At 73.8% G+C, this 27,000-nt stretch carries 25 protein-coding genes; 11 read left to right on the top strand and 14 right to left on the bottom strand.

All coding sequences use genetic code 11. The annotated features are described in order from the left end of the window. Window positions 1-23 precede the first annotated feature (23 nt). A complete protein-coding gene (gene urtA / locus RM445_RS01400) occupies window positions 24-1,271 on the bottom strand; it encodes an urea ABC transporter substrate-binding protein (RefSeq protein WP_311554078.1) in 1,248 nt (415 codons plus the stop codon). A gap of 294 nt (window positions 1,272-1,565) precedes the next feature. After that, window positions 1,566-2,231: a hypothetical protein gene (locus RM445_RS01395; RefSeq protein WP_311554077.1), complete on the bottom strand. Its 666-nt coding sequence runs from the start codon at window positions 2,229-2,231 to the stop codon at window positions 1,566-1,568. A 235-nt stretch (window positions 2,232-2,466) separates the two neighbouring features. Here RM445_RS01395 and RM445_RS01390 point away from each other — a divergent pair, with 235 nt between their 5' ends. Beyond that, window positions 2,467-3,747: an adenylosuccinate synthase gene (locus RM445_RS01390; RefSeq protein ID WP_311554076.1), complete on the top strand. Its 1,281-nt coding sequence runs from the start codon at window positions 2,467-2,469 to the stop codon at window positions 3,745-3,747. Window positions 3,748-3,753: 6 nt separating this feature from the next. Continuing rightward, window positions 3,754-4,653: a hypothetical protein gene (locus tag RM445_RS01385; RefSeq protein WP_311554075.1), complete on the top strand. Its 900-nt coding sequence runs from the start codon at window positions 3,754-3,756 to the stop codon at window positions 4,651-4,653. Window positions 4,654-4,679: 26 nt separating this feature from the next. Here RM445_RS01385 and RM445_RS01380 read toward each other — a convergent pair whose 3' ends face one another. The 4 genes from RM445_RS01380 to nth all read right to left on the bottom strand — a co-directional run bounded on the left by RM445_RS01380 (window position 4,680) and on the right by nth (window position 8,141). After that, complete coding sequence (locus RM445_RS01380; RefSeq protein WP_311554074.1) at window positions 4,680-5,876, bottom strand: MarP family serine protease; 1,197 nt, start codon at window positions 5,874-5,876, stop codon at window positions 4,680-4,682. A 63-nt stretch (window positions 5,877-5,939) separates the two neighbouring features. Beyond that, on the bottom strand, window positions 5,940-6,632 hold the full coding sequence (locus RM445_RS01375; RefSeq protein WP_311554073.1) for an NUDIX hydrolase: 693 nt from the start codon (window positions 6,630-6,632) through the stop codon (window positions 5,940-5,942). After that, complete coding sequence (locus RM445_RS01370) at window positions 6,629-7,261, bottom strand: TlpA family protein disulfide reductase (RefSeq protein ID WP_311554072.1); 633 nt, start codon at window positions 7,259-7,261, stop codon at window positions 6,629-6,631. The genes RM445_RS01375 and RM445_RS01370 overlap by 4 nt, the downstream gene beginning before the upstream one ends. Before the next feature lies 1 nt (window position 7,262). Beyond that, window positions 7,263-8,141: an endonuclease III gene (nth, locus tag RM445_RS01365; RefSeq protein WP_397469193.1), complete on the bottom strand. Its 879-nt coding sequence runs from the start codon at window positions 8,139-8,141 to the stop codon at window positions 7,263-7,265. Between the two features lie 200 nt (window positions 8,142-8,341). Here nth and RM445_RS01360 point away from each other — a divergent pair, with 200 nt between their 5' ends. The 3 genes from RM445_RS01360 to RM445_RS01350 all read left to right on the top strand — a co-directional run bounded on the left by RM445_RS01360 (window position 8,342) and on the right by RM445_RS01350 (window position 10,726). After that, the gene (locus tag RM445_RS01360) at window positions 8,342-8,596 is read left to right on the top strand and encodes a hypothetical protein (protein WP_311554071.1); all 255 of its coding nucleotides are present in this window, start codon (window positions 8,342-8,344) and stop codon (window positions 8,594-8,596) included. A 144-nt stretch (window positions 8,597-8,740) separates the two neighbouring features. Next, window positions 8,741-9,415, top strand: coding sequence for a Crp/Fnr family transcriptional regulator (locus RM445_RS01355; protein ID WP_311554070.1), 675 nt, complete (start codon window positions 8,741-8,743; stop codon window positions 9,413-9,415). A 66-nt stretch (window positions 9,416-9,481) separates the two neighbouring features. Continuing rightward, complete coding sequence (locus RM445_RS01350; RefSeq protein WP_311554379.1) at window positions 9,482-10,726, top strand: MFS transporter; 1,245 nt, start codon at window positions 9,482-9,484, stop codon at window positions 10,724-10,726. Between the two features lie 91 nt (window positions 10,727-10,817). Here the strand turns inward: RM445_RS01350 and RM445_RS01345 are convergent, their stop codons facing one another. The 6 genes from RM445_RS01345 to RM445_RS01320 form a co-directional block, all read right to left on the bottom strand. Continuing rightward, window positions 10,818-11,603, bottom strand: coding sequence for an MBL fold metallo-hydrolase (locus tag RM445_RS01345; RefSeq protein ID WP_311554378.1), 786 nt, complete (start codon window positions 11,601-11,603; stop codon window positions 10,818-10,820). Continuing rightward, window positions 11,600-12,400: an NUDIX hydrolase gene (locus RM445_RS01340; RefSeq protein ID WP_311554068.1), complete on the bottom strand. Its 801-nt coding sequence runs from the start codon at window positions 12,398-12,400 to the stop codon at window positions 11,600-11,602. The genes RM445_RS01345 and RM445_RS01340 overlap by 4 nt, the downstream gene beginning before the upstream one ends. 39 nt (window positions 12,401-12,439) lie before the next feature. Continuing rightward, entirely contained in the window at window positions 12,440-14,461 is a 2,022-nt protein-coding gene (locus RM445_RS01335) for a hypothetical protein (protein ID WP_311554066.1), read from the bottom strand. A gap of 113 nt (window positions 14,462-14,574) precedes the next feature. Then, window positions 14,575-15,177 (bottom strand): hypothetical protein, encoded by a 603-nt coding sequence (locus tag RM445_RS01330; protein WP_311554065.1) that lies wholly within the window; start codon window positions 15,175-15,177, stop codon window positions 14,575-14,577. Then, window positions 15,174-15,632, bottom strand: coding sequence for a RidA family protein (locus RM445_RS01325; protein ID WP_311554064.1), 459 nt, complete (start codon window positions 15,630-15,632; stop codon window positions 15,174-15,176). The genes RM445_RS01330 and RM445_RS01325 overlap by 4 nt, the downstream gene beginning before the upstream one ends. Beyond that, complete coding sequence (locus RM445_RS01320) at window positions 15,629-15,811, bottom strand: hypothetical protein (protein WP_311554063.1); 183 nt, start codon at window positions 15,809-15,811, stop codon at window positions 15,629-15,631. The genes RM445_RS01325 and RM445_RS01320 overlap by 4 nt, the downstream gene beginning before the upstream one ends. Window positions 15,812-15,908: 97 nt before the next feature. Here RM445_RS01320 and RM445_RS01315 point away from each other — a divergent pair, with 97 nt between their 5' ends. Continuing rightward, window positions 15,909-16,889, top strand: coding sequence for an ArsA-related P-loop ATPase (locus RM445_RS01315; RefSeq protein ID WP_311554377.1), 981 nt, complete (start codon window positions 15,909-15,911; stop codon window positions 16,887-16,889). Beyond that, on the top strand, window positions 16,886-18,067 hold the full coding sequence (locus tag RM445_RS01310) for an ArsA family ATPase (RefSeq protein ID WP_311554061.1): 1,182 nt from the start codon (window positions 16,886-16,888) through the stop codon (window positions 18,065-18,067). Before RM445_RS01315 ends, RM445_RS01310 begins: the two co-directional genes overlap by 4 nt. On the opposite strand, the gene RM445_RS01305 is transcribed toward RM445_RS01310, so the two are convergent. Next, window positions 18,054-20,237, bottom strand: coding sequence for a hypothetical protein (locus RM445_RS01305; protein ID WP_311554060.1), 2,184 nt, complete (start codon window positions 20,235-20,237; stop codon window positions 18,054-18,056). The genes RM445_RS01310 and RM445_RS01305 overlap by 14 nt on opposite strands. Window positions 20,238-20,264: 27 nt before the next feature. Further along, window positions 20,265-20,570: a WhiB family transcriptional regulator gene (locus RM445_RS01300; RefSeq protein ID WP_311554059.1), complete on the bottom strand. Its 306-nt coding sequence runs from the start codon at window positions 20,568-20,570 to the stop codon at window positions 20,265-20,267. A 183-nt stretch (window positions 20,571-20,753) separates the two neighbouring features. Between RM445_RS01300 and RM445_RS01295 the strand changes: the two genes are divergently transcribed. The 4 genes from RM445_RS01295 (at window position 20,754) to RM445_RS01280 (ending at window position 26,997) form a co-directional block, all read left to right on the top strand. After that, window positions 20,754-23,126, top strand: a complete 2,373-nt coding sequence (locus RM445_RS01295) for a transglycosylase domain-containing protein (protein WP_311554058.1) — start codon at window positions 20,754-20,756, stop codon at window positions 23,124-23,126. A gap of 83 nt (window positions 23,127-23,209) precedes the next feature. Next, complete coding sequence (locus RM445_RS01290) at window positions 23,210-25,399, top strand: bifunctional MFS transporter/dTMP kinase (protein ID WP_311554057.1); 2,190 nt, start codon at window positions 23,210-23,212, stop codon at window positions 25,397-25,399. After that, entirely contained in the window at window positions 25,396-26,547 is a 1,152-nt protein-coding gene (locus RM445_RS01285) for a DNA polymerase III subunit delta' (RefSeq protein WP_311554056.1), read from the top strand. The genes RM445_RS01290 and RM445_RS01285 overlap by 4 nt, the downstream gene beginning before the upstream one ends. A 48-nt stretch (window positions 26,548-26,595) precedes the next feature. Beyond that, window positions 26,596-26,997, top strand: a complete 402-nt coding sequence (locus RM445_RS01280; RefSeq protein ID WP_311554055.1) for a nuclear transport factor 2 family protein — start codon at window positions 26,596-26,598, stop codon at window positions 26,995-26,997. The last annotated feature ends 3 nt before the right edge of the window (window positions 26,998-27,000 follow it).

Below are 27,000 nucleotides of genomic sequence, written 5' to 3'. Positions count from 1 at the left end.
GTCGACCGGGCGCGTCCGGGCGACTAGCTGCTGAGGCTGCTGGCCCAGGGGTAGGTCTTGAGGTACGGGTCGGGCTCGATCGGCTTGCCCGACGACCAGTCGGTGTAGATCAGGCCGTCCTGCGCGATCTTGCCGATGAGCGCGGTCTTGGCGATGTGGTGGTTGTCGCCGTTCACCGTCACCGTGCCCTCAGGGGCGGCGAAGGTCACCCCGCCCGCCGCGGCCTGTATGTCCGGCACCGCGAAGGAGTTCGCCTTCTCGACCATGCCCTTCCACAGGTACAGCGAGGTGTAGGCGGCCTCCATCGGGTCCGACGTGACCTTGTCCGCCCCGTAGACGGTCTTGAAGTCCTGGACGAACTTCTTGTTCTCCGGGGTGTCGATGGTCTCGTAGTAGTTCCACGCCACCGGCTGGCCGACGATGTTGTCGACGCCGATGCCGCCGACCTCCTCCTCGGCGATCGACACGCTGAGCACCGGCATCGCGTCGGCGGTCAGGCCCGCGTTCTTGTACTCCTTGAAGAACGCGACGTTCGAGTCGCCGTTGAGCGTGTTGAACACCGCGTCGGCGTCCGCGCTCTTCACCTTGGACACGATGGTGGAGAAGTCGGTGTAGCCCAGCGGGGCGTACTCCTCGCCCTTGATCTCCATGCCGTTCGCCGCCGCGTACGCCTTGATGATCTTGTTGGCGGTCTGCGGGAAGACGTAGTCGCTACCCACCAGGAAGAGGCTCTTGGCGCCCTTCTCCTTGAGGTAGTCGAGCGCCGGCACGATCTGCTGGTTCGTCGTCGCACCCGTGTAGAAGATGTTCTTCGACGATTCCAGGCCCTCGTACTGGACCGGGTAGAACAGCAGCGCGTTGTTGCCCTCGAAGACCGGCAGCATCGCCTTGCGCGACGACGAGGTCCAGCCGCCGAACACCGCGGCCGTGCAGTCGCTGCGGATGAGCTTCTGGGCCTTCTCGGCGAAGACGGTCGGCTCGGAGGCGCCGTCCTCGGCGACGACCGTGAGCTGCTTGCCGAGCACGCCGCCGGCGGCGTTGATCTCGTCGGACGCCATCTTCAGCGAGTTGTAGACCGTGTTCTCGCTGATGGCCATGGTGCCGGACCGCGAGTTCAGGAAACCGATCTTGATCGACGACCCCGAGGTGTCGACGCACGACGCCGCAGCCGGGGCGGAGCCGCCGGTGCCCGCGGAGTCGACCCTCGACCCGCAGGCCGTGAGCGCGAGGCCCAGGGACAGGAACACGGCCGTGACAGCCGTTCTTCGCATGCGTGGTGTGCTCACAGGGGCCTTTCGGTTCGCCAGACGGGGGGCGCGGCGCGGAGGATCCCCGGGTGTCTCCGGGCCGCCCAGAAGTGGTCAGTGCGGTGCCGCGGGGCTGCGGTGACCCGTGCGGGTGAACGCTAGGAAGCGGGTGTTGCGCATGCGGGCGTGCCACGTAACGGGGTGATTGCCCGGAACGCGCTTACGGCCGGATCGACGTAACGCCGACGACACCGGCCGTTTCGGAAGTGTTATCCGACACCGGGAACTACGGTCCGTCGGCAATGGGTAAGCGCGCCGTCAACCCCGGACGAGCAGCCAGTCGGCCGTGTGCCGGTACCAGGCCCAACGGGTGATCGGCCGCGGGTGCTGCACGCCGTCGTGGATCACCGTGGCCGGCAGGCAGCCCAGTTGCACGGCCCGGCCGACGGCGCTTCCCCGGCCCGCGGCGGCGGACGGCGGCACCGGGTCGTGGCGGCCGTCGGGAAGAGCGCCCCACCGGCTCGCACGGACGGCGACCCCCGGAGGTGTGGGCCTGTCGATCCCACCGGGCGACGGTTCGGCGTCCGGCCACGGCGTCACCACCAGCCGCCGCGTCGCCCCGCGCAGCGCAAGCGACCCGTCGCAATAGGCCTCGCCGTGCATCGGCCCGGCCGGGCCGCGGACCTCTCCCCGGCCGACCAGCACGCCGCCCCCGTCGTCGCGGACCAGCGGGGCCGGCCGTGCGGCACCCTCGCGGGCCAGCTCGACGGCCGCGGCACCGTGCGGCAGCCCCCAGATGCGCGCCGCCGCCGACCGGTGATCGGCGGGGATGTAGGCGAGCTCGACGTCCAGTCGGTCGCGGCGCAGCAGGCGCACGAGCACGGCGGCGAGGTCGGCGTCGGTGCCGGCGACGACGAGGCGGCGCAGCGAGCCGGTCAGCAGGGGGTCGACGTCGGCCTTGCCGGGCTGCGCCGGTACCGCCACCGCTCGGGTGCCGGGAATGCAGCATGGTGGCTTTGCTGCACTCCGACCGCGGTATGGCCACCATGCTGACAAGACCCGACCCCGTCGACCGCCGGGACGTGCGATGCTGTCACGTTCGTCCCCGCAGGTCAGCAGCATCACGCTCGCGTCGTCGTCCCCCACGTGATCCGTTACCCTTTCCTGCCGGCACCTCGGCGGACCGGGGCGCCGTAGAAGCCGATGACTGGAGTGTCACATGCCGGCGATCGTGCTCATCGGCGCCCAGTGGGGCGACGAGGGCAAAGGCAAGGCCACGGACCTGCTCGGGGGATCCGTGCAGTGGGTGGTGCGCTACCAGGGCGGCAACAACGCCGGACATACGGTGGTGCTCCCCGACGGGCAGGACTTCGCACTGCACCTCATCCCGTCGGGCATCCTCACGCCCGGCGCCAAGAACGTGATCGGCAACGGCGTCGTCGTCGACCCGGGCGTGCTGCTGGAGGAGCTGGCCGGGCTGGAGGCCCGCGGCGTCGACACGTCCGGCCTCTTGATCAGCGCAGATGCGCACATGATCATGCCGTACCACGTGGCCATGGACAAGGTCACCGAGCGGTTCCTGGGCAAGGCCAAGATCGGCACCACCGGTCGCGGGATCGGCCCGGCCTACCAGGACAAGGTCGCCCGCATCGGCGTCCGGGTCGCGGACATCCTCGACGAGAAGATCCTCCACCAGAAGGTCGAGGCCGCCCTGGAGCTGAAGAACCAGGTGCTGGTCAAGGTCTACAACCGGCGCGGGCTCTCCGTCGACGAGGTGGTCGACACCGTGCTGGAGCACGGGCGCCGGTTCGCCGACCGGATCGCGGACACGCGGCTGCTGCTCAACCAGGCGCTCGAGCGGGGAGAGACGATCCTGCTGGAGGGCAGCCAGGGCACGCTGCTCGACGTCGACCACGGCACCTATCCCTACGTGACCAGCTCGAACCCGACGGCAGGCGGTGCCGCCGTCGGCTCGGGCATCGGCCCGACCCGGATCACCCGCGTGATCGGGATCCTCAAGGCCTACACCACCCGCGTCGGCTCGGGACCCTTCCCGACGGAGCTGCACGACGCGATGGGCGAGCGGCTGCGCAAGGTCGGCGGGGAGGTCGGCGTCACCACCGGCCGCCCGCGCCGCTGCGGCTGGTTCGACGCCGTGATCGGTCGCTACGCCGCGCGGGTCAACGGGATCACCGACTTCTTCCTCACCAAGCTCGACGTGCTCTCCGGGCTCGAGACGGTGCCGGTGTGCGTCGGCTACGAGGTGGACGGGCGCCGGGTCGACGAGATGCCGATGACCCAGACCGACGTGCACCACGCCCAGCCGGTCTACGAGGAGCTGGCCGGTTGGTTCGAAGACATCTCGGCCTGTCGGGAGTTCGCCGAGCTGCCCGCGAACGCGCAGGCCTACGTCAAGCGCATCGAGGAGCTGACGGGGGCGCCGGTGTCGGCGATCGGGGTCGGGCCCGGCCGCGACGAGACGATCACCCGCGACGTCTGATCGCGCGTGCTCCCGTCTCGCTGGACCCTCCACCACTACGGCGCGCTGCTTGACGTGGTGTGTGCGGTGGCCGTCGCGATCGGGACGGTCGTGCTGGGCGCCTCCGCTCCGACGCTGCGCGACGCGGCGTTTCCGCTCCTGCTGGGGGTGTGCGTTGTGGCGGTGCTGGTGCGCTGGGCGGTGCGCAGCTGGCGGGACGGCGGTCGGAAGGCCGAGCGCGTGGCGTCGCCACCACCGCGCTCGCCGGCCGATCCGCCGCGCCTCTCGCCCGAGGGTGAGCGCGAACTGACCCGGATCGTCGCCGTGCTCGCCGCGGCCGGTGTGTTCGCGCCTCGCGCCCCGGACCCGGCCGACCTGCACGGTCCGGTCGCCGACCAGGGAGAACCGATCACGGTCGAGGGCGTGCTGGCAGCGCTGGACGAGGCGGACTACTACGTGCCGGGCTTCGACGCGGCGGCGTACTCCGCGAACCTGGCCTTCCACGTCTCGCACGGCGAGCAGCTCGCCGAGGTGCTGCGTGAGCAGGTCGGCGACCTCGTGCGACTGGGCGGCGGCCGGCTCGCCGACGTGACGGCCGCCGTCGACCTCACATATCGCCCCGGCACCGCACGCGTCCGGACAGTGATCCGACTCGTCGTAGACGAGGCCGAGCAGGTGCTCGCCTACGACGGCGCCGCCAAGTACCTCAGCACCGAGGTGCATGTCGCCCTGGCCCGGATCTTGCGCGAGCGCGGGATGGACCGCCGGCTGGCGTGGTTGTGGAGCGACCAGGGCGTGTGGCTGTCCGGCCTGCCCGACGGCGCAGTCGACGGGCTCAACACCGCGCTCGGCGCCGCGGCCGGCGAGGGCTGGCAGTGGGTCGACGAGCAGGAGCCGGTGGCCGCGGGCGAGATGTACGAGCCCTGACCCATCGGTGCGGTTCCTGTGTGCGGTCAGGCCGCGCAGCTGCCCGTGTCGACCGGCCGGGTCAGCGTCGGTGCCCGGTCCAGCGTCGGCTTCACCTGCGCGGCGGTGAGTACGAAGCCGGTCTCGGAGTCGTCGAGCGCCGCGCCGAACACCACGCCGACGACCTTCCCGTCGGGCCGGATCAACGGGCCGCCGGAGTTGCCCGAGCGCACCACCGCGCGGACCGTGTACACCTCGCGGGTGACCTCGCCGCTGTCGTAGATGTTCGGCCCGCGCAGCTGGATCCGGTCGCGGATCTTGGCCGACGTCGGGGTGAACGGTCCGTCCAGCGGATAGCCGAGCACGATTGCGTCGTCGCCGATCGAGGCGGTCTCGGGCGCGAAGTCCAGTACCGGTGCCTGCAGGCCGCGGACGTACAGCACGGCGAGGTCCGTCGACGGGTCGTAGGAGATCACGGCCGCCGACATCTCCCGGGTGCGCCCACGGCTGTTGACGACCTCCACGCTCGTCTCGTCCGTCCCGGCGACGACGTGCGCGTTCGTCATCACGAGCTCCGGGCCGATGACGAAGCCGGTGCCCTCGAGCTGCCGGCTGCACGACGGCGCCTTGCCGCGGATCTTCAGGACGCTGTTCTGGACGTCGCCCACGATCCCGCTGTTCGCCAGCGTCGGATCCGGCGGGCCGACCTGGGTGATCGGCGTGGGCGCGAACGGGCTGAGCACGTCCGGGAAGCCGGAGCTGTCGAGCACCTGACGCAGGTCCGCGGGTAGCTGGCGGGCCGGGGCGGGCATGACCTCGTCGACGGCGCGCAGCACCGTCGAGGCCCGCACTCCTGCGGCGAGGCCCGGCAGGCTTGCACTGGCCAGGGGCAGCGCGACCAGCCAGGCCGCGAGGACCACCGTCGCCGCCTGCAGCACCGAGCCCAGGGCCGAGTCGATCGCGAGCGTCCGCTCGCCGCTGATCCGGTCACGGATGTGGCGGCCGAAGTACACCCCGGTGGTCTCGCCCAGTGCGACGAGCACCACGACCACGACGATGCTGACCACGACCTGCGTGTTCTTGGCCTCGAGGTTGGTCGCGAGCAGGGGGGCGAGCTGCACGCCCAGGATCGCGCCGCCGATGACGCCGACGAACGACAGCAGCGCGACGGCCATGCCGTGGCGCCACCCCGAAATGCCGGCGACGAGCGCCAGCAGCACGACGAGCACGTCGACCCAGCTCACGCCGACTCCTCGCTCGTCACCCGTACCGCGTCCGTGAACCGGCCCGAAGATTCGATCACGGGCTCACGACTCCGCGACCTCCCGACCCTCGGCCCGCACCGCGGCCCATGCCTCGTCCAGATCCCGCACCCTCGATGCGTTCCAGGGCCGCTCCCAGCCTCCCAGGTGCAGCAACGTCGACAGCAGGCCCCCCGTGAATCCCCAGACGATCAGGCCGGCCACGGAGAACGCCGGCCCGACGTAACCGGACGGGTGGCGCACCTGGAACCGGTTGACGGGGTCGGCCAGCGTCGCGACAGGCACCCGGACGACCGTGGCCGTCTCACTCGGGTCGACCGCGTGCACGGCCGTCGGGTCCGCCCAGTGCGCGATCACGGGTGCCACGACGTACCCGGTCGGAGGAATGAACAGGTCGGGCAGCACCGCGAGCGGGACCACGCCGTCCGGCACCAGCCCCGTCTCCTCCTCGGCCTCGCGCAGGGCGGTCGCCACGGCGTCCGCGTCGCCGGGGTCGGTGCGGCCACCGGGGAACGAGACCTGACCGGCGTGCGAACGCAGCGTGCTCGCCCGCTCGGTGAGCAGCACGTCCGGGCCGTGTTCGGCGTCGTGGCCGAACAGGATGAGCACGGCGCTGCGGCGCCCGTCCGCGGGCGGCGGGATGCCGTGGCGGCTCAGGGTGGCGGCGTCGACGTCGCGGATGCCGTCGAGCACGGGGCGCAACCAGTCGGGCGCGCGCTCGGGCCGCAAGCGCGTCACCGGAGCCGCTCGACTGCGGCGGCCACGTCGTCCGCCGAGGCGAACGGCGTGGGTGGGTCGACCCGGACGACGCTGCCGTCGGTCCGCACGACGTAGCTCACCGGCAGTGCCGGCGGGAGGGCCAGGGCGCTGCGCAGGGCGTCGGCCGGATCCGTGACCGACGGCAGCGTGACACCCAGCTCGCCCAGCAGCGCCAGGGCGGACCGCGGATCATCCTGGACGTCGATCGCGACGACCGGGACGGCGTCCGGACGCCGGGCGTACTCGGAGAGCGCGGGCAGCTCGGCGCGGCACGGGGCGCACCACGACGCCCACACGTTGAGCAGAGCGGGCCGGCCCGCGAGAGCGGCCCCGAGATCGACGGCGCCCGGTGCGCCGAGGCACGGCACGGTCACCCCGGCGAGCGGGCCTGCCGCCGGTGCTCCGCTCGCCGCGGGGCAGGCGTCGAGGCCGGCGGCGGTGCGCAGCGGCGCGAGGTCGGCGTCCGTGGCGGCCGGCGCCGTCTGCGCGGAGGTCGGGGCCGGGTCCGCCGTGCGCGGCCACAGCGCGACGATCCCGAGCACGAGGAGCGCGACCACGACGACCGTGCTCAGCACCTCCGCCCGCGTCGCGCCCGTCCGTGAGCCCATGTCAGGGGACGTCCGCGGCGGCCGCGACCGGGTCGGTGCCGGCGTCGAGCGCCCGGGGGTCGTCGGCAGGCGCGGCGTCCGGCGGAGTGTCGTCCGGCGCACCGGCGAGGCGCAGCAGGCGCGCCCGGCTCGGGCCCTTGACCAGCGCCGCGGCTTGGGCGGGGTCCGTGGGGCCGGTGCCGTACGAGGGGCAGTCAGCCGCCAGGGTGCAGGCACCGCAGGCCGGCTTCCGGGAGTGGCAGACGCGGCGCCCGTGGAAGATCACCTGGTGCGACACGATCGTCCAGTCGCGCTTGGGGACCAGCGCGCCCACGGCGTGCTCGACCTTCACCGGGTCTTCCTCCTCGGTCCAGCCCCACCGCCGGACCAGGCGGCCGAAGTGCGTGTCGACGGTGATGCCCGGGATGTCGAAGGCGTTGCCGAGGATGACGTTGGCGGTCTTGCGCCCGATCCCGGGCAGGGCGACCAGCTCGTCGAGCGTGTGCGGCAGCACCCCGTCGTGCTTCTCGACGACGGCCCGGCCGAGCCCGATCAGCGACGTCGCCTTGTTGCGGTAGAAGCCCGTGGAGTGGATGAGCTCCTCCAGCTCGGCTCGGTCCGCCGAGGCGTAGTCGGCCGCCGCCCGGTAGCGGGCGAAGAGCTTCGGGGTGACCTCGTTGACCCGCACGTCCGTGGTCTGCGCCGACAGGATGGTCGCCACGGCCAGCTCGTAGGGAGTGGTGAAGTCGAGCTCGCAGTGCGCGTCCGTGTGCGTCTCGGCGAGCTCGCGCAACATGCGGCCCACCCGGCGCGCCCGGCCCAGTGCGGGCTCGCCGGCGGCGACCCGCCGGGCCAGCCGGGCGGCGGCGGCACGTGAGGGGAGACGGCTCGGGGTGCTCACACGCGCGAGGGTACGTGCGCCCGCCGACAACCTGCCCGCGTCCCGCCCGGTCGCTTTCGCCGCGCATGGTCCGAGTGCCGCTCGGCCTCCGCCGAATGCGCACGTCGCACGGCGGCCAGGGTCACGGATCCGTATCGGGATCGCGTCGGGGCGGCCCCCGGTACCGCGCGCCGCCCCGCCGTGCGGGATCATCGACAGCGATGACTGCATGGCTGTCCGTCCTCGTGCCGCTCCTGGTGATGTTCTTCGCCCTGGGCATGGAGAGGGTGGAGTCCCGGCTCCGCGAGACCTCCGTGCGGCAGGACGAGCTCGACGAGCTTCTCGAGCAGCCCCGTCCGGACGAGGTGCGGGCGCTGTTCCGGTCCGGCACGAACCGCGCGCTCGAGATGTTCCGGCTGCGCCACCGCGACGCCGACGGCGGTCGCCCGACCCGCCGCAGCAAGGTCTCATCCTGACCTTTCGGGGAACTACTCCGGTCCGCCGTGTCAACCGCTCGGCGGAAGTGTGTGATCGGTACACCACACAGCGCAGACGCAACCCATAGACTGACTCGTCGATGATCCGTTGCGGTCAACGGCGGACGGACGAGGAGCGGTCAAGTGGATGATGTTCTGACCCGCGCGGGGATCTTCCAGGGGGTCGAGCCCCACGCGGTGGATGTGCTGGCGCAGGCGCTCGAGCCCGCGGAGTTCGCGCGCGGAGCCGTCATCTTCGCCGAGGGCGAGCCGGGCGACCGCCTGTACATCATTGGGAACGGCAAGGTGAAGATCGGGCGCAAGAGCCCGGACGGCCGGGAGAACCTGCTGATGGTGGCGGGTCCCTCGGACATGTTCGGCGAGCTCTCCATCTTCGACCCGGGACCGCGAACGTCGACGGCGACGGCCGTCACCGAGGTCAGGGCCTACACGATGGACCGGGCGGCGCTGCGCGAGTGGATCGGCAAGCGTCCGGAGATCGCCGAGCAGCTGTTGAGGGTGCTGGCGCGCAGGCTGCGCCGGACGAACAACATGCTGGCCGACCTGATCTTCACCGACGTCCCGGGCCGCGTGGCCAAGGCGCTGCTGCAGCTGGCGCGGCAGTTCGGGTCGCAGGAGTCGGGGCTGCTCCGCGTGACGCACGACCTCACGCAGGAGGAGATCGCGCAGCTCGTCGGCGCCTCGCGGGAGACGGTGAACAAGGCGCTCGCCGACTTCGCCCACCGCGGTTGGCTGCGGCTGGAGGGCAAGAGCGTGCTGATCCTCGAGCCCGAGCGGCTGGCCCGCCGGGCCCGGTGACGGCCATCTCCGAATAAAACTGGTACGCACGTACCAGAATGTGTCACCCTGGACGGCGTGTCCACGATGTCGCCGCCGGGGGAGTCGGCCTCCCTGTCCGACTACCGCGCTGCGCTGACCACGCGCGGCGCTGCCGTTCCCGCGCTCTTCTCGGCGGTCGGGCGGCTGCCGGTCGCGATGTACGCCTTGGCGACGCTGCTCTACGTGCAGGGTGCGACGGGCTCGTTCGCCGTGGCCGGGTTGGTGTCCGCGGGTTCACTCGTCGGAGTGGCACTCGGGTCGGTGGTGCAGGGGCGGCTGGTCGACCGGCTGGGGCCGACCCGCCCGCTGCTCGCCGCCGCGGTGCTGTTCGCGGGCGCCGTGTCCGCCCTGATCGTCGCCGTGGAGGCCGGTGCCCCGCTGGCCCTGGTGGTCGGCGCTGCTGCGGTCGCCGGGGCCGTGCAGCCGGCGCTGCCGGGCTCGTCCCGCGCGCTCTGGAGCCGGCTGGTGCCGGCGGGCCCGAAGCGGGCTGTCGCCTACAACTACGAGGCGATCAGCATGGAGATGTTCTTCATCCTGGGTCCGGCGCTCGCGGCGCTGCTGGCCGCCGCACCGTGGCCCGGCATCGGGCTCCTCGTGGCGGGGATCGCCACGGTCGTCGGCACCACCGGCTTCGCGCTGACCCCAGCCGTGCGCGCGGCGAAGCCGGAGGCGCGGGCCGGTTCCGGCGGCATGCTCGGCGTGCTCGCGCGGCCCGGCGTGCTGACGGTCGCGCTGGCCGGACTCGGGTTCGGTCTGGTCGTCGGCGGGGTGGAGGTCGGCGTGCCGGCGGTCGCCGCCGAGGCGGGCTCGCGGATCCTGGGCGGCATCCTGATCTCGGCGTGGTCCGTGGTCTCGGTGCTGGCGGGGCTGATCTATGCGATGCGTCCGTGGCCGCGCCCGCTGCACCTGCGCCTGCCCGTGCTGCTCGGGGCGTTCGGGGTGCTGGTCGCGGCGATGGCGGCCGCGGGAAGCTCGCTGGTCGGGCTCACGATCGTGATGCTCGTCGCGGGTGCGGTGATCACGCCGCAGGTCACGGCGCAGTCGCTGGCGCTGGAGGTCGCGACGCCGCCGGGTATGGCGACCGAGGCGTTCGGCTGGGTGATCACCGCGATCACGCTGGGCGTCGCCGCGGGGCAGTCGACGACCGGCTGGCTCGTCGAGCAGGCCGGCCCGTCCGCGGCGTTCCTGGCCGGGGGCGTGGCCGGGGTGCTGCTGGCTGTCGTCCTGTGGGTGCGCCGTGGCAGCCTCGCCCCGTCGGTGGACCGGACCCCGCTGCCGGCGCCCTGCTGAGCTGCGCCCGAGGTACTCGGATGTAGCGAAAGCGGCTTTCGGTGCACTCAACGCACCCAACGCCGCTTTCGCTACATCGGCGCCGGCGCGCTCAGGAGCGCAGGTACTCCAGCTGCGCCCGCACCGACAGCTCCGCCGCGCCCCACAGCACCGCGTCGACGTCGGCGTACACGTGCTCGACGACCTGCCGCGGCGTCGCCTCCGGGCCCAGCGTCCGCAGCGCCTCCCGCACCTGCTCCAGCCGTTCCTCCCGGTGCGCGAGGTAGTGGCGGGCGGCCGCGGGGGCGTCGGGCAGTTCCGGGCCGTGGCCGGGCAGCACGGCCGTGCCGTCGGCCAGCTCTGCGAGCCGGCGCAGTGAGCCGAGGTAGGGCCCGAGCGAGCCGTCGGGGTGGGCGATGACGGTGGTGCCGCGGCCGAGGATGGTGTCGCCGGTCAGCACCGCCGAGCCCGCGTCCGGGCCGGTGAGCAGGAACGACAGCGAGTCCGAGGTGTGTCCCGGCGTCGCGAGCACCCGCAGCTCGCAACCTGCGGCCGCCACGACGTCGCCCTCGCCGAGCGCCTCGGAACCCAGCACGAGCGAGGGGTCCAGCGCGCGCACCGGGGCACCGGTCAGCTGGGCGAAGCGGCACGCGCCGGCGGCGTGGTCGTGGTGGCGGTGGGTCAGCAGGACCAGCGCGACCGGACCGTGGGCGGCCACCCGTTCGAGGTGTTCCGGGTCGTCGTCGCCGGGATCGATGACGACGCACCCCTTCTCGCCGGGCGCGCGCAGCACCCACGTGTTGGTGCCCTCCAACGTCATCGGCGACGGGTTGTGCTCCAGCAGCACCGCCGCGAGCGGCGTCACTGCGCGCAGCTCGCCGTAGGCGGGATGCATCAGATCAGCCCGTCGACGTCGAACCGCAGGGCGGGATCGCCGGGCACGGTCACGACGACGCGGCGGCCGTCGCGGTGCACCACCGGCCGGTGCACGCGCACCACCCGGGACTGCGCGGCGGCGAGGACGCCGGCGACGTCGGCGTACCCGGCGATCTCCTCGAGGGTGTGCTGCGTGGGCGGCATCAGGCGCAGCTCCCCGCGGCGCGCACCCGCCAGCGCGTCCGCCGGGTACCACCACGTGGCCTCGACGGCCTCGGTCGTCCGCGCATCCGCCTCCTGCCCCTCGGGCACCGCGGCGACGAAGAAGGCGGTGTCGTAGCGCCGCGGTTCGGCGTCCGGTGTCACCCAGCGGGCCCACGGCGCGAGGAGGTCCGCCTGCAGGGGCAGGGCGGCTGCGCTGAGGACGTCGTTCATCGTGCGGCGGCGGCCCACGAGGTCGTCGCGCGCCGCCGGATCGACGGCCCCCGGCCCGGCGAGCAGCACCCCGCACTCCTCGAACGTCTCGCGCACCGCCGCGACGACGAGCGGCCCGGCCTCGTCGGGGGTGCACCCGAACTGCCGCGCCCACCAGTCCGCGCCGGGCCCGCGCCAGAGGCCGGGGTCGGGCCGGTCACCGGTGTCGACGCCCCCGCCGGGGAAGACGGTCATGCCGCCCGCGAACGCCATCCCCGCCACCCGGCGCTGCAGGAAGACCTGCACGGTCGCCCCACCCGGCCCCGGCTGCGGCGCGTCGCGGAGCAGGACGACGGTGGCGGCGGGCCGCGCCACGGTCGGCGACGCGGGCGCTGGTGTGGACACCGTCGGACTGTAGAACGCCGCCGCCCCCACCCGCGGGTACTACCCGGCCGCGTCGGGGGAAGGTGGGGTGCGACCGCCAGGCTGGCCGTTCGCTCCGTCCCCGTGGCCGTTGATCCCGCGGCCGTTGGCCCCGTGCCCGTTGACCGCGGGAGTGACGTCGGTCCGCGCCGCCCTCCGGTACGGGCGCGGGCGCCGTTCCTGCGAGGCGAGCTCGGCCTGCAGCTGGGCCAGGAGGTCCCGCTCGGTCCCGGCGAGCAGCGGCGCGTCCGCGTCGGGCACGGCCGGGGGAGCGGCCGGCTCCGGCTCCTCCGGCTCGGGGCGGCGTCGACGTCCTTCGCGCGGCAGATGCGACGAGGCCGCGGCGGGTCGGCGCCCGTCCGGCGACGGTGCGTCGCCGAAGAGCGGGACGTCGGTCGGCGGGTGAGAGACGTCCGGCAGCGGCGGCAACCGACGCGGCATCTCGGCCGCAGGCGGGCCTGCCGGGGGCCGGACCGGGCCGCCGGGCCGCGGCGGACGACCGACGCGGGCCGTGGGCGAGTCGAACAGCGACACGTCGGGGTGCTGTTCCGCGCGTGGCGGCCGGCGCGGTCCGGGATCGACGTCCGCACGGACCTCGGTGCGGCGGACGGCGCTGCGTCCCGTCTTCTCCGCGTCGCTCTCCCCGGCCCCGGTACCGACCGGGGCAGGCGGCGCGGACGTCTCGAAGATGTCGAACGCCTCCGCGGGCCGCGCCTCGTCGACCGGTGCGGGCGGCGACTCGCCGGGCACCTCGGCGGGCGGTCCGGGCAGCCCCGAGGGGGGCATCGCCCAATCGCCGGACCGCCAGTCGTCCTCCCACTCCTGCGGGATCTCGTCCGCACCCCCGACGGCTTCGGACGGGGGCTCGTCCGCGGGAGCCGCCGGCTCGGACGCGGTCGGCAGCCGTTCGATACGGCTGGTGTCGGACTCGACCGGGTGCGCCTTCCCACCGGCCGACTCGTCGCGATCACCGGCGGCGGGCTGGGCAGGCAGGGGCCGGATCGGGGTCGGCTCCGGCGGCCGACCACTGCCGTCGTCGGCACCCGGCGTCGTCGGGTCGAGCAGCGGCGCCAGCAGAGGCACCCGCAGCGGGCCGTGGAACGGGTCGGTGTCGGGAGCGCCTTCGGCGACAGGCGCCTCGGCGACGTCCGCATCGAGGGGGCCGGCGTCGACCCCCGGCGGCTCCTCGATCACCGATCCCCCGAGGTCCCGCCGCCGTCGCCGCCCGCCGGCGCGCCGGGCCTCGGCGGATGATCCCGAGAGGGCGTCGGGGGAGGGCACCACGAAGAGCGCTGCCGTATCCGCCCGAGTGCCCGCCTCGGCATCCGGACGGCCGGGCACACGTGCGGCGACGTCCGGAGGACCGGCGACGGGCGTCTCCGCGCGCTCCGCCACCGTTCTCGCGACGACCACCCCCGCCGGCGCGATGACCGTCGCCCCGACCTCGATCCGCCGCGCCGACCGCAGCGCCGCGACGTGGTACGCGGGCAGGGCGGCACCCGTGGTGAAGACCTCGACCGACGTCGGCAGGCCCGCCCGGTCCAGCTCGGTGGCGAGCAGGTAGGCCAGCACGTCCGCCGAGCGGTCCGGGCCGGCTTCGACCAGCAGCAGCGCGCGCGGAACGGGCCCGGGGGCCGTGCCGGCGGGCGTCAGCCGCGAGGTCAGGTGGAACGTGCACCCCGCGAGCCGGCGTGCAGGCAGGGCCGCGAGCACCGCCACCACACGGTCGGGGGGAGCGACTGCGGCGTCGAACCGGTGCCCGGTCGCGTCGTCGGAGACGGCCGGGGCCAGCTCACGCTCGACGTTCAGGTCGGTGTGCGCCGCCCGGGCGGTCGCCACGGCCGCCGTCCGCACCGCGGGCGGCAACGCGACCCGCTCCGCCGCGAGCGCGGCCGTCGCCAGCTCGACCGCCTGGCCCTCCTCGCCGACGGCGACCAGCTCACGCGCCCACGCCAGCAGGTCGTCGTCCAGCCGCCCCGCCAGCGCGAGCAGGAGCTCGTGCACGGTCGGGTCGTCGACGGGGTCACTCGTCGGGGCGCTCACTGCAGTGCCTCGCTGCGCTCGCTCACAGGAACCTCCTCGGCGGCGGACCGCCTCGCGCGCGGGGACGGGGGAGCGGTGACGTCGCGCGTCGCGTCACGTGGTCGAGCAGCCGGTCAGTGACCGGCGGTCGGCGCCTCGGGGCGGCGCCAGAGCAGGGTCGAGCCGGCCAGCGCGGCCCGGTGGTAGGCGGGGGGATCGCCTGCGGGCAGCACCTCGACGCACGGCGCGGGGTCGCCGTGCGCGCGCAGCAGCCGGGCCAGCGTGCCGGCCAACGCCCACGGGCGGGGTCCGTCGGCGCGTACCAGCACCACCCGCTGCGCGTGGCGCCCGTTGCCGCGCAGCGCCTGCCGCAGCTCGGTGCAACCGCTCTCGCCACGGGCCACGGCCAGCAGGCACAGCGCCGTCGTGTCCGCCGTCGGCGCGGGGCGGAAGGTGACGTCCGGCTCGTCAGCGGTCGCCAGGGTCAGCACGGCGTCGAGCAGCTTGCGCGGGGCGTGCCCGGCGACGGCCGTCTCGAGCAGGTCGCGTTCGTCGTCGGTGAGGCCGACGCGGTTGCGCAGCAGCGCTCGCGGCAGCAGCGCGGCGACGGCACTGTGCGCGCCCGACGCCAGCCACTCGCGCAGGCGCCACAGCAGCCGGTCCGGCAGCCGGCCCGCGAGCCGGACCAGCAGCTCGTGGCAGGCCGCCGTGCCGAACTCGGACGGCGACGTCGTCACGCCAGTTCCACCACGAGCTCGACCTCGACCGGTGCTCCCAGCGGGAGCTCCGCCACGCCGACCGCCGACCGCGCGTGCCGTCCCGCCTCACCGAACACGTCGGCGAGCAGCTCGGATGCGCCGTTGACGACTCCGGGCTGGCCCGTGAACCCGGGAGCCGAGGCGACGAAGCCGACGACCTTCACCACGCTCGCGACGGCGTCGAGGCCCACCAGGCCGTCGACGGCGGCGAGCGCGTTCAGCGTGCAGGTCCGCGCGAGGTCGTACGCCTGCTCGGGCGTGATCTCCGCGCCGACCTTCCCGGTCGCCGCGAGAGCGCCGTCGACGAACGGCACCTGTCCCGCGGTGAACACGAGGCCGCCGGCGCGCTTCGCCGGGATGTAGGACCCGGCGGGCGTGGCCACCGACGGGAGCGTGATGCCGAGCTCACGCAGCCGCGCCGTGGGGGAGGTCATCCGCTCTGGACCGGACGCTTGAACCAGGCCACGAGCTGCTCGGAGCTCATGCCGGAGGTCACCGATACCAGCTCCCAACCGTCGCGGCCGAAGTTGTCGAGGATGGCCTTGGTGTTGTGGATCAGCAGGGGAGCCGTGAGGTACTCCCACCGGGTGACCGAGGGGCCGGGGGTACTCATGCGGGCACTGTATCCAGGGCCTCACCCGCTCGAACCGGCCGGTCGTCCCGGCCCCGCCTACGCTGGTCCGGTGGATCCCTCCGCCTGGCCGACCGCGATGTCCGCGGTCCGCTTCCACGTCGTGTCGGGCAAGGGGGGCACCGGGAAGACGACGGCGGCCGCGGCGCTCGCGCTGGCGCTCGCCACCGGCGGACGCCGGACCCTGCTGGTCGAGGTGGAAGGTCGCCAGGGCATCGCGCAGGTGTTCGACACCCCGCCCCTGCCGTACGAGGAGCGCAAGATCGCCGTGGCGCCCGGCGGGGGCGAGGTGCGCGCGCTGGCCGTCGATCCCGAGGCCGCGCTGCTGGAGTACCTCGAGATGTTCTACCGGCTCGGGGTCGCCGGGCGGACGCTGCGGCGCATGGGCGCGATCGAGTTCGCCACCACGCTGGCACCGGGGCTGCGCGACGTCCTGCTCACGGGCAAGGCGAAGGAGTGCGTCTCCCGCCGGGACCGTGACGGGCGCCCGGCCTACGACGCCGTCGTGCTCGACGCCCCGCCGACGGGCCGTCTCGTCACCTTCCTCGACGTCACCCGGGCGATGTCGGACCTCGCGCGCACCGGCCCGATCCACAGCCAGAGCGAGGGGGTGGTGCGGCTGGTGCACTCGCCGCAGACCGCCGTGCACCTGGTGACGCTGCTGGAGGACCTGCCCGTGACCGAGACCCTCGAGACGGTCGCCGAGCTCGAGGCCGCGGACCTGTGGCCGGGGGCGGTGCTCGTCAACCGGGTGCGCCCGCAGTGGCTGCCGGACCGCTCCGTGGCGGCGGCCGCCGACGGCCGGGTCGACGCCGCGCGCATCCGCACCGGCCTGGCCTCGGCGGGCGTCGCACTGGCCCCCGAGATGATCGACGGGCTGGTGGCCGAGACCGTCGAGCACGCCGTGCGGGTCGAGGCGGAGGCCGCGGCGATGGCCCGGTTGCGCGAGGGTGCCGGTCCGCTGCTCGAGCTGCCGAACCTGGTCGACGGCGTGGACCTCGGCACCTTGTACGAACTGGCGGACGCGCTGGTGGCTCAGGGCGTCGGGAGGGGCGCATGAGCTCCCCGCTGCTCGACGTCGACGCCCTGCTCGACGACCCGGCGATCCGGATCGTGGTCTGCTGCGGTTCCGGCGGCGTCGGGAAGACGACGACGAGCGCGGCGCTGGCCCTGCGCGCGGCGGACCGCGGGCGCCGCGTCGCCGTGCTGACGATCGACCCCGCGCGCCGGCTCGCCCAGGCGCTGGGCCTCGCGGAACTGGACAACGAACCTGGCCTCGTGGCGGGCGTGCCGGACGGCTCAGGGGCGGGCGAGCTGCACGCGATGATGCTCGACATGCGCCGCACCTTCGACGAGATGGTGCAGGCCCACTCCACCCCGGACCGCGCCGAGAAGATCCTCGCGAACCCCTTCTACCAGACCATCTCCACGTCGTTCTCCGGAACGCAGGAGTACATGGCGATGGAGAAGCTCGGTCAGCTGGCGGCCACCGGGAACTGGGACCTGATCGTGGTCGACACCCCGCCGTCGCGCTCGGCGCTCGACTTCCTCGACGCCCCCCAACGCATGTCGACCTTCCTCGACGGCCGCATGATCCGCCTGCTCTCCTCACCGGCCCGCGCGGGCGGGCGCAGCCTGCGCAAGGTGCTCGGCGCCGGGTTCTCGCTGTTCACGAAGGCGGTGTCGACGATCCTCGGTGGGCAGTTGCTGGCCGACGCGTCGGCGTTCGTGCAGGCGTTCGACACGATGTTCGGCGGATTCCGGGAACGTGCCACCGCGACCTATGCCCTGCTGCGCTCGCCGGGCACGGCGTTCGTCGTCATCGCCGCGCCGGAGCCGGACGCGCTGCGCGAGGCCGCGTACTTCGTCGACCGGCTGCGCACCGAGGACATGCCGCTCGCCGGGCTGGTGCTCAACCGCACCCACCCGGTGTTCGCACCGCTGTCCGCGACCCGGGCCCGCGACGCCGCGGACGAGCTGTCGGGCGCACCGCTCGCGGCGGCCGTGCTGCGCCTGCACGCCGACCGGGTGGACCGGGCCGCCCGGGAGGGCCGCCTGCTCGCCCGATTCTGCCGCGCGCACCCCGAGGTGGCGGTGACGCAGGTGCCGGCGGTGGCGGGTGACGTCGCGGACCTCGACGGACTCCGGGAGATCGGGTCGCGCCTGGCCGCGGACGGACCGCAGGCACCGGTTCCAGCCGACGAGACCGAACCCGCGGGAGACCTCAGGCCCGTTTGAGCACGCGGGCGGCCCCCGCGGCCGCCGTCGTCGCCAGGATCCAGCCCGCGGCCACCAGCCCGCTGCTGATCCACTGCGCTGCGCCGTCCAACCGCCAGTAGCCGTCCTGCCCGAGGTTCACGATCGGCAGCAGCGTGTCGGCGGCGAACAGCCACGGGTTGAAGACCGGATTCTGGCCGCTGTCGACCGGCCGCGGTGGATGCGCCGCGAACCAGGCCCCCCCGAGCACTGCGAACAGCACGAGCCAGAACACCGCCAGCCACGGCCGGTACCCGAAGCCGACCGTCCAGCGCTGGAGCGCACCCCACGCACGCTCGACCGGGTCGGCCTCGGAGTACCGCCGCCGGTGGCGCGCGATCACCACCCGCTGGGCCTTCTCCTCGTCGCCGGCCCGCCGGTACGCCGCCGCGAGCTGCTCGTAGGGGCCGGGCGCGAAGTCGGGCATCACCCGTTCGAGCCACCCCAGCCGCGTACGGACGTCGACGTCGCGGGTGTCGTCCAGCTGGTCGTAGGAGAAACCGCGGACGTCGACGCCGCGCTCCGCGGCCCACAGCTCCGCCGAGTCGGCGAAGGTCCCGACCCGGGCGTGGGCGAGCAGCACGGTGCCACCCGGAGGGGTGCCCGGCCGGAACGTGAGCTCGGTGGTCACCAGGCCGTTGGCGTTGAGCGCGTAGCGGGCGAAGCCCGTTCCCGGTGTGCCCACGAGCGTCGCGTCGACGAACTGCACCGACTTGCGTGCCTCGGTCCGCCGCAGACGTACCCCGCCTGCCGCGACGAACCCGTCGCGGCACAGCAGGTCCTTGCCGATCATGGCTGCCCGGGCGTCCAGCGACGGGCGGACGCTCCCGTCCACCCGGAGCCGTGGGCGTTCCAGGTGGGCGCCGGTGCAGTCGAGCGTGGCGCCGACCTCGGTGTCGTTGAGCCGCAGCGTGCCCTGGCAGCGGAGGCGGCGGAGGAAGAACTCGCCGCCGACGTGGAGCCGGTCCGCCAGCAGCGCGTAGCCGTCGGGCGCGGCCAGCTCGATCCCGGACAGGCTGGCACTGCCGCGCACCCGGGCGCCGACCAGGCGCACCTGCCCGGCGCACACGAGTGGACCGCGGCCGTGGTCGCGTCCTTCCAGGTCGCCACCCACCTCCATCCCGTCGGCCAGCAGCGAGATCCCGTGTTCCGAGGCGCCGTACGGCCCGGACAGCCGGGCACCGGACAGGCGCAGGTACCCACCGACGGTGGCGTTCGGCAGCCTGATCGTGCCGTCGGTGGACAGCCCGTCGTCGAGCTCCAGGTTGCCCTCCACCCGCACGCGGTCGGCGACCACGCAGGTCCCGGTGTCGATGATGCCCACCGGCACCGGCGGCAGCCGGCTCTCGACGCGATCCGGCTGGATCGCGTCGGCGACCGCGCCCGCCTCCGCGGCCCGCTCGATCCGCGCACCGGAGAACACGAGGTCGCCCACGATCCGGGCCCCGGAGAGCAGCACCCGGCCCGTGGCGGCGAACGCCAGGCCCGGCACGCCGACGTGCCGCCCGGCGTGCAGGCTCCCGCCGACGGACACGCCCGTGACGTCGAGTGCGTCGCCGGTCGAGCCCCGCAGATCGGCCCCGGCGAGGTCGAGGTCGCCGGCGATCCGGCCGCCCGGCAGCCGCAGCTCGCCCTCGCTGCGCAACCGGCGCGCGTAGCAGGTGCCGCCGACGACGATCCGGTCGGCGATCAGGGCCGGCGCACCTCCACCGTGCAGCCGCCCGCCCGACAGCCGCAGCGAGCCGCCGATCTGCGCGTCCGGCAGGTGGACCGCGCCGTCGGCGACGAAACCGTCGTTGAGCAGCAGGTCCGCGGTGACCCGCAGGTTCCCGGCCTGCAGCCCGGGCATCCGGCAGCCGGTGAGGGCGAGCCCCGTGAACTCGGCCATCCGCAGGTCCGGCACCTCGGTGAAGGTGCACTCGAGCAGCTCCACCGGGCGCTCGATCCGGGCACCGACGAGCGCGAGCTCCCCGGTCACCACGGCCCGGCGGAGACGCAGCGGGCCCGTCCCGGAGACGAGCGCCCCGGCCAGTGCGGCGGCGGGCAGCTCCGCCGAGTCGAGGTCGAGCTCCCGGCCGGCCGCGAGCTCGGCGCTCAGGCCGGGCAGCACCGGACCCGGCGCCGCGCGCGGGGAGGGGACGGCGGCGCTCACCCGCAGGAGTGTCCACGACAGCGGCGGTCACCGGGCGGGCACCTCGGCGGGCGGCCCGGCGTCGTGTGCCTCCTGCGCCGCCGACAGGAGCTCCGCCCACGACGTCACCTCCGGCCGGGCCCGCAGCAACGCCCGGCGCTGCCGTTCGGTCATCCCGCCCCACACCCCGAACTCGATGCGGTGGTCGAGCGCGTGGGCGAGGCACTCCGTGCGCACCGGGCACGTGCGGCAGAAGCCGCGTGCCTCGCGCTGGCGGGCCCCCCTCACGAACAACCCGTCCGCATCGACCGTCCGGCACCGTGCCGCCACACGCCAGTTCTTCCTCCCGGGCATCCCCGTGCTCCCCTCGCCGTCGTCCTGCGACCCCCGATCGGGAGTGCGACATCGACAGACGGATCGTCGGAGCCCGCGGTTCCACCGAACACCCGGCAGATCTACTCAATCGCCGTACCCGATCGCTGCACCCGGTCCCGTACTGACACGGTGCAGACGGCGGCCCGCGTAACCTGGTCGATCGTGAAGGCCCCCCGTCACCTGCTCCGACCGATCGGCATGCTGCTCGCGTTCTGCGTGCTGGCCGGAGTCCTCGTGGCCGGGATGGCGTTCCCCGGTGCGCTCGCCCTGGGCCTGGTGTCGAACGAGGCAGGCGACAGCGTGAACAGCGTGTCGACGGACCTCGCCACGGGCCAGCTCCCGCAGACGTCGACGATCACCGACTCCGCCGGCGCGCCGCTCGCGTACCTGTTCGACCAGAACCGCGACCCGGTGCCCGCCGACCAGATCTCGCCCGCCATGAAGGCGGCGATCGTCGCGATCGAAGACCGACGCTTCTACCAGCACCAGGGCGTCGACTGGCAGGGCACGATCCGGGCGGTGGTGGCGAACTCGGCGTCCGGCGACGTCGTGCAGGGCGCCTCGACGCTGACCCAGCAGTACGTCAAGAACTACCTGCTCTACGTCGAGGCGGAGACCGAGGCCGAGCGGCTCAAGGCCACCGAGCAGACGCCCGCGCGCAAGCTGCGGGAGGCGCGGATCGCGCTGCAGATGGAGCGGTCGCTCTCCAAGGAGGAGATCCTCGCCCGCTATCTCAACATCGTCTTCTGGGGCAACGGGGCGTACGGCATCTCGGCGGCGGCCCGCACGTACTTCAACACCACGGCCGACCAGCTGACCGTCCCGCAGTCCGCCATGTTGGCCGGGATGGTGCGCTCGACCACCCAGTTCGACCCCGTCGCGAACCCGCAGGCCGCGCTGGACCGCCGGAATCTGGTGATCACCCAGATGCAGGAGCAGGGAATGATCGACCAGACCCAGGCGCAGCAGGCCCTGGCCGAGCCGCTGGGGATCGTGGACCCGCTGGGCACCCGCAAGAACGGGTGCATCGGCGCGGGCGACGCCGGGTTCTTCTGCAAGTACGTCACGGACTACCTGGCCGAGGCCGGCATCCCGATGGACCAGATCGTGCGGGGCGGGTACACGATCAAGACCACGCTCGACCGCAACGCCATGGAGAAGATGAAGGCGTCGCTGAACGCCCAGGTGCCGGCGAACGCGGCGAACGTCGCGGACGTGATGGCGATCGTCGAGCCCGGCCAGGAGAAGCACCGGGTGCTGGCGATGGGGTCGAGCCGGACGTTCGGGCTGGACGCGAGCAAGCAGGAGACCAGCTACGGGCTGCCCTACGAGCCGGTGAACCTGGGTGCCGGCTCGGTGTACAAGATCTTCACGACGGCGACGGCGATGCAGAAGGGCCTGGGCATCAACTACCAGATGACCGTGCCGCCGTCGGGCTACGCGTCGCCGATCTACGTCGACGGCAACGGTCGGCCGATCCCGGTGGCGAACTCGTCGGACAGCCTGCCCGAGAAGCTGTCGGTCACGGATGCGCTGGCCCAGTCGCCGAACACCGCGTTCATCAAGCTCGAGGAGTTCACGGGCGTCCCGGACGTGGTGGACATGGCGGTGCGGCTGGGGATGAAGTCGCTGGCCACCACCCCCTTCGTGGATCCGAACACCGGGCGGCGCACGGACCGCTCGATCGCCGAGGTGACCAAGGCGCAGAAGCAGGCGTCGTTCACCCTCGGTGTGTCACCGACGAGCGTGCTGGAGTTGTCGAACGTCGGGGCCACGCTGGCGTCAGGCGGGAAGTGGTGCCCGCCCTCGCCGATCGACTCGGTGACCGACGCCAACGGCCAGCCGGTCCAGGTGACCGAGGCGCCCTGCGACCAGGCCGTCGAGCCCGGCCTGGCGAACACCCTGCTCACGGCACTGAGCAAGGACGACCAGCCGGGTGGCACCGCGGCGGGGGCGGCCGCGCAGGCGGGCTGGAACCGGCCGATGGCGGGCAAGACCGGCACCACGCAGCAGCACAAGTCGGCGGCGTTTATCGGGATCGTCCCGCAGATGTCGGGAGCGGTGATCGCCTTCGACAACTCGAACTCGCCGAGGCCGCTCTGCGACGGTGCCGGGGCCCCGTTCCCGTGTCGCGAGGGCAACATCTTCGGCGGCAAGACCCCGGCGCAGACCTGGTTCGGGGCGATGAAGCCGCTGCTCGAGGGCCAGCCGGTGCAGCCGCTGCCGCCGACGGATCCCCGCTACACCGAGGGCGGCGCCGAGTCGAAGGTGCCGAGCGTCGTGGGTCGTGGTCAGAACGACGCCCGGGCGATCCTGGAGCGTGCAGGCTGGAAGGTCTCGACCCGCTCGGTGGACAACCGGGCGGACCGCGGCACGGTCGTCGGGCAGAACCCGAACGGCACTGCGCTGCCGGGCGAGACGATCCTGCTGCAGATCAGCAGCGGCGAGGTGCCCCCGCCGCCCGCTCCTCCGGGCGACAACGGCGACGACAACGGCGGCGACGACGGCGGGGACGATGACGACGACGACAACTGACCTCTTCCGGACGCTCTTCTGAAAGCTCGCTGAGCCCGGCGACGTGCCGATACCCGGTCCTGTCGGGGTCCCCGGCTACCCTGATGGCCGATTGCACCACCGGGGTGCGCGTCGGTACCGAGGGGGTGGGTCCGATCGTCTCCGGCACCACTCCGTCCGGGCCGCCCACGGCCGGCCTGCCCACGGCGACGGCGCCCACGGCGCACCGCGTGCGCAGCGTTCTCGCCATCCCCGCGTTCCGCCGCCTCTGGCTGGTCACCGCCGTCTCCGCGACGGGCGACTGGCTGAGCCTGCTCGCGCTCTCCGCGCTCGCCACCCAGCTCGCCACCGGCTACCAGGCGCAGAGCTTCGCCCTCGGCGGCGTCGTCGCCACCAAGCTGCTGCCCGCCCTCGTGCTGGGTCCCCTGGCCGGAGCGCTGGCCGACAAGTTCGACCGCCGCCGCGTCATGGTCGTCTGCGACCTGTGCCGCTTCGGCCTGTTCCTCTCGATCCCGCTGGTGGGCTCGCTGTGGTGGCTGCTCGTCGCCACCCTGCTCATCGAGATCTGCGCGCTGTTCTGGATCCCGGCGAAGGACGCGTCGGTGCCGAACCTGCTGCGCCGCCCGGACCAGATCGAGACGGCGAATCAGCTCGCCCTGGTGATGACCTACGGCGTCGCGGTGCTCACCGCGTCCGGGCTGTTCACGGCGATCTCCGGCCTCGGGGAGTTCCTGCCGGGCTCGACGCCCGAGATCTCCACCGCCTACGTCGCGCTGGTGCTCAACGGCCTGGCCTACCTGCTCACCGCCACCACCGTCTGGTTCCGCATCCGGGAGATCTCCGGCCGGGCAGCGCAGCGCCGAGAGGCCGCGCCCGGGCTGATCGCACTGCTGCGCGACGGGGCGCGGTTCGTCGTGAGCACCCCGCTGGTCCGCGGGCTCGTGATCGGGATCATCGGGGCCTTCACCGCAGGCGGGGTCGTCATCGGCTCGGCGACGCTGTACGCCGCGAGTCTCGGCGGGGGCAACGCCGCGTACGGCATGCTCTTCATCGCCGTGTTCGTCGGCCTCGCGCTCGGCATGGGCGCCGCGCCGCAGCTGTCGCGGCGGCTGCCGCACAACCGCCTGTTCGGCACGGCCATCGTCGCGGCGGCCTGCGCGCTGGTGCTGGTCGCGCTCGCGCCGCACCTGACGGTGGCGATCGGCGCCGTCGGGCTGGTGGGCGGCTTCGCCGGGATCGCGTTCCTCACGGGTCTGACGATCATCGGTGCCCAGGTCGCGGACGAGGTGCGCGGCCGGATCGTGGCGTTCGTGCAGTCGATCGTCCGGCTGACGCTGCTCGGTTCGATGGCGCTGGTACCGCTGATCGTCGGCTTGGTCAGTGCGCGCACCGTCGACCTGTTTGGCTACCCGTACCGCATCGACGGCACCCGCGTCGTCATGCTGGTCGGGGGCGTGATCGCCGCGGTCGTCGGCATGTTCGCCTACCGCCAGATGGACGACCGCCGCACCGAGCCGCTGCTGCCGGACCTGCTCGCGGCCCTGCGCCGCGGGGTGCGGCGCAGCGGATCCGGGGTGCTGATCGCCGTCGAAGGTGCCACGGCGCGGGAGACGGCCGCGCAGGCAGGGCGGCTGGTCGACGCGCTCCGCGAGCAGGGGCACCGGGTGGTCGTGGCCGGGCCCGGTCAGCTTCGGGCCGAGCCGGTTGCCGCCGCGGGAAACCTCGCCGGAGCCCGGGCCGGGGCGCTCGCCGAGGCCGCGGCGCGGGCGGACCTCGTGGAGCGGGTCGTGCGGCCCGCGCTGGCCGACGGCGCGATCGTCGTGGCCGACCGGTTCCTCGCCAGCCCGCTGGTGCAGCTCGGCGTGACGGCCGACCGGATGCAGGCCGAGTTGGACGCCCGCGAGCTCGAGAGCCTGGCCGCGTTCGCCACCGGGCGGCTGCGGCCGGACGTGTCCGTGCTGCTGGACCGGGCACCCGCCGCCGTACCCATGCTCGAGGCCACCGACGACACCGTGCCGTTGCCGCTGCCCGGCGAGGAGCACCTCCGGGTCCGGCGCCTGCTCACGCGGATGGCCGCGGCCGAGCCGCGCCGCTACGTTGTCGTCGACGCCGACGGGCCGCCGGACGAGGTCGCCCGCCGGGTGCTCGCCGCGCTCACCCCGGTGCTGCCGGTGCGCCCGGCAGCCGACCGCGCCGACCGCGCCGACCGCGCCGACCGCGCTGTCGACGACCTCGTCGCGGCCGAGCCACTGGCGCGCCCCGTCGGCGATCCGGGAAGCCGGGTGGACCCGTGAGCGTCTGGGACGAGGTTGTCGGCCAGCCCGACGCCGTCGCCGAGCTCTCCGCCGCGGCCGGCGACCCGACGGCCATGACGCACGCGTGGCTGTTCACGGGTCCGCCCGGCTCGGGTCGGTCGGTCGCCGCCCGCGCCTTCGCCGCCGCCCTGCAGTGCCCCCGGCACGGGTGCGGCGAGTGCCCGTCGTGCCACACGGCCCTGGCCGGCACGCACACCGACATCCGCGAGGTCGTCCCCGAGGGCCTCTCGATCGGGGTAAGCGAGATGCGCGCGCTGGTGCAGCTCGCCGCACGCCAACCTGCGCTCGGGCGGTACGAGATCGTGATCATCACGGATGCGGACCGTCTCACCGAGGGTGCCTCGAACGCCCTGCTCAAGGCGGTGGAGGAGCCCTCGGACAAGACGGTGTTCCTGCTCTGCGCGCCGTCGGAGCACCCGGACGACGTGTCGGCGACGATCCGGTCGCGGTGCCGGAGGGTCACACTGCGCAGCCCGGCGCCCGACGCGGTGGCGGCGGTCCTCACCGCTCGCGACGGGTTCGACCCCGAGACGTCCCGGTGGGCCGCGTCGGTCTCCGGCGGCCACATCGGGCGTGCCCGTCACCTGGCCCGCGATCCCGACGCTCGCAGCCGCCGCGAGCGGGTGCTGACCGTCCCCCTCGGCCTGCGCGGCCTCGGCGACGCGTTCGCCACTGCGGCGGACCTGGACCGTGCCGCCACCGCGGAGGCCGACGACCTCAGTGGCGAGCGCGACGCAGCGGAGCGCGAGGAGCTGGGCATCGCCATGGGCGCCGGGGGTGTCGGCAAGGGCGTCGCGACCGCCGCCCGGCGGGCCAAGGCCGCGGAGAAGGATCTCGAGAAGCGGCAGAAGCTGCGCAACACGCGGAGCCGGCGCGACGTCCTGGACCTGGCGCTGATCGACCTGGCGGGCTTCTACCGCGACGTGCTCGTCGCCGGATCCGGGGCCGAGGTCGCGCTGACGAGCCCGGACCGCGCCGCCGACGTGCAGCGCGCGGCTCGCGAGTGGCGGCCCGAGTCGGCGCTACGTAGGTTGGAGGCCGTGCTCGCCTGCCGGGAGGCGCTCGACCGCAACGTGAAGCCGCTGGTGGCGCTCGAGGCGATGATGGTGGCGCTTCACCAAGGTTGACCAACGTCAGGCGCGATTGACGGCGGATCGGGAGGGTAGCCCTCCGACATGGCCGATACGAACATCTCCGACGACCGCGCCCGCACGTTCGCGAGCGCCCTGCAGACCTTCGAGAAGGACGGCGACGCGGCGGCCTTCGCCGCGCTGTTCACCGACGATGCCGTCACCCAGCGCCTCGACGCGCGAGGGGAGCGCCGAGGCGAGGTCGAGCAGTTCTGGCAGGAGTACCGCGCCCAGTTCGACTCGATCAGCACCACGTTCTACGACGTCGTCGAGGGCGGCGACCGGGTCGCTCTGGAGTGGACCAGCGACGCCACCCTCACCGACGGCCGCCCGCTGCAGTACCGCGGCGTCACGATCATCGACCTCGACGGCGACGACAAGATCAGCGAGCTGCGCACGTACTACGACTCGGCGCAGTTCACGACGTCGACGGCGGTCGCCGACTAGCCA

This window comes from Pseudonocardia charpentierae (assembly GCF_031845345.1).
In the GTDB taxonomy this organism is placed as follows: Bacteria; Actinomycetota; Actinomycetes; order Mycobacteriales; family Pseudonocardiaceae; genus Pseudonocardia; species Pseudonocardia charpentierae.
The sequence above is the reverse complement of the archived record's forward strand: the minus strand, read 5'-3'. Positions and strand labels throughout refer to the sequence as shown.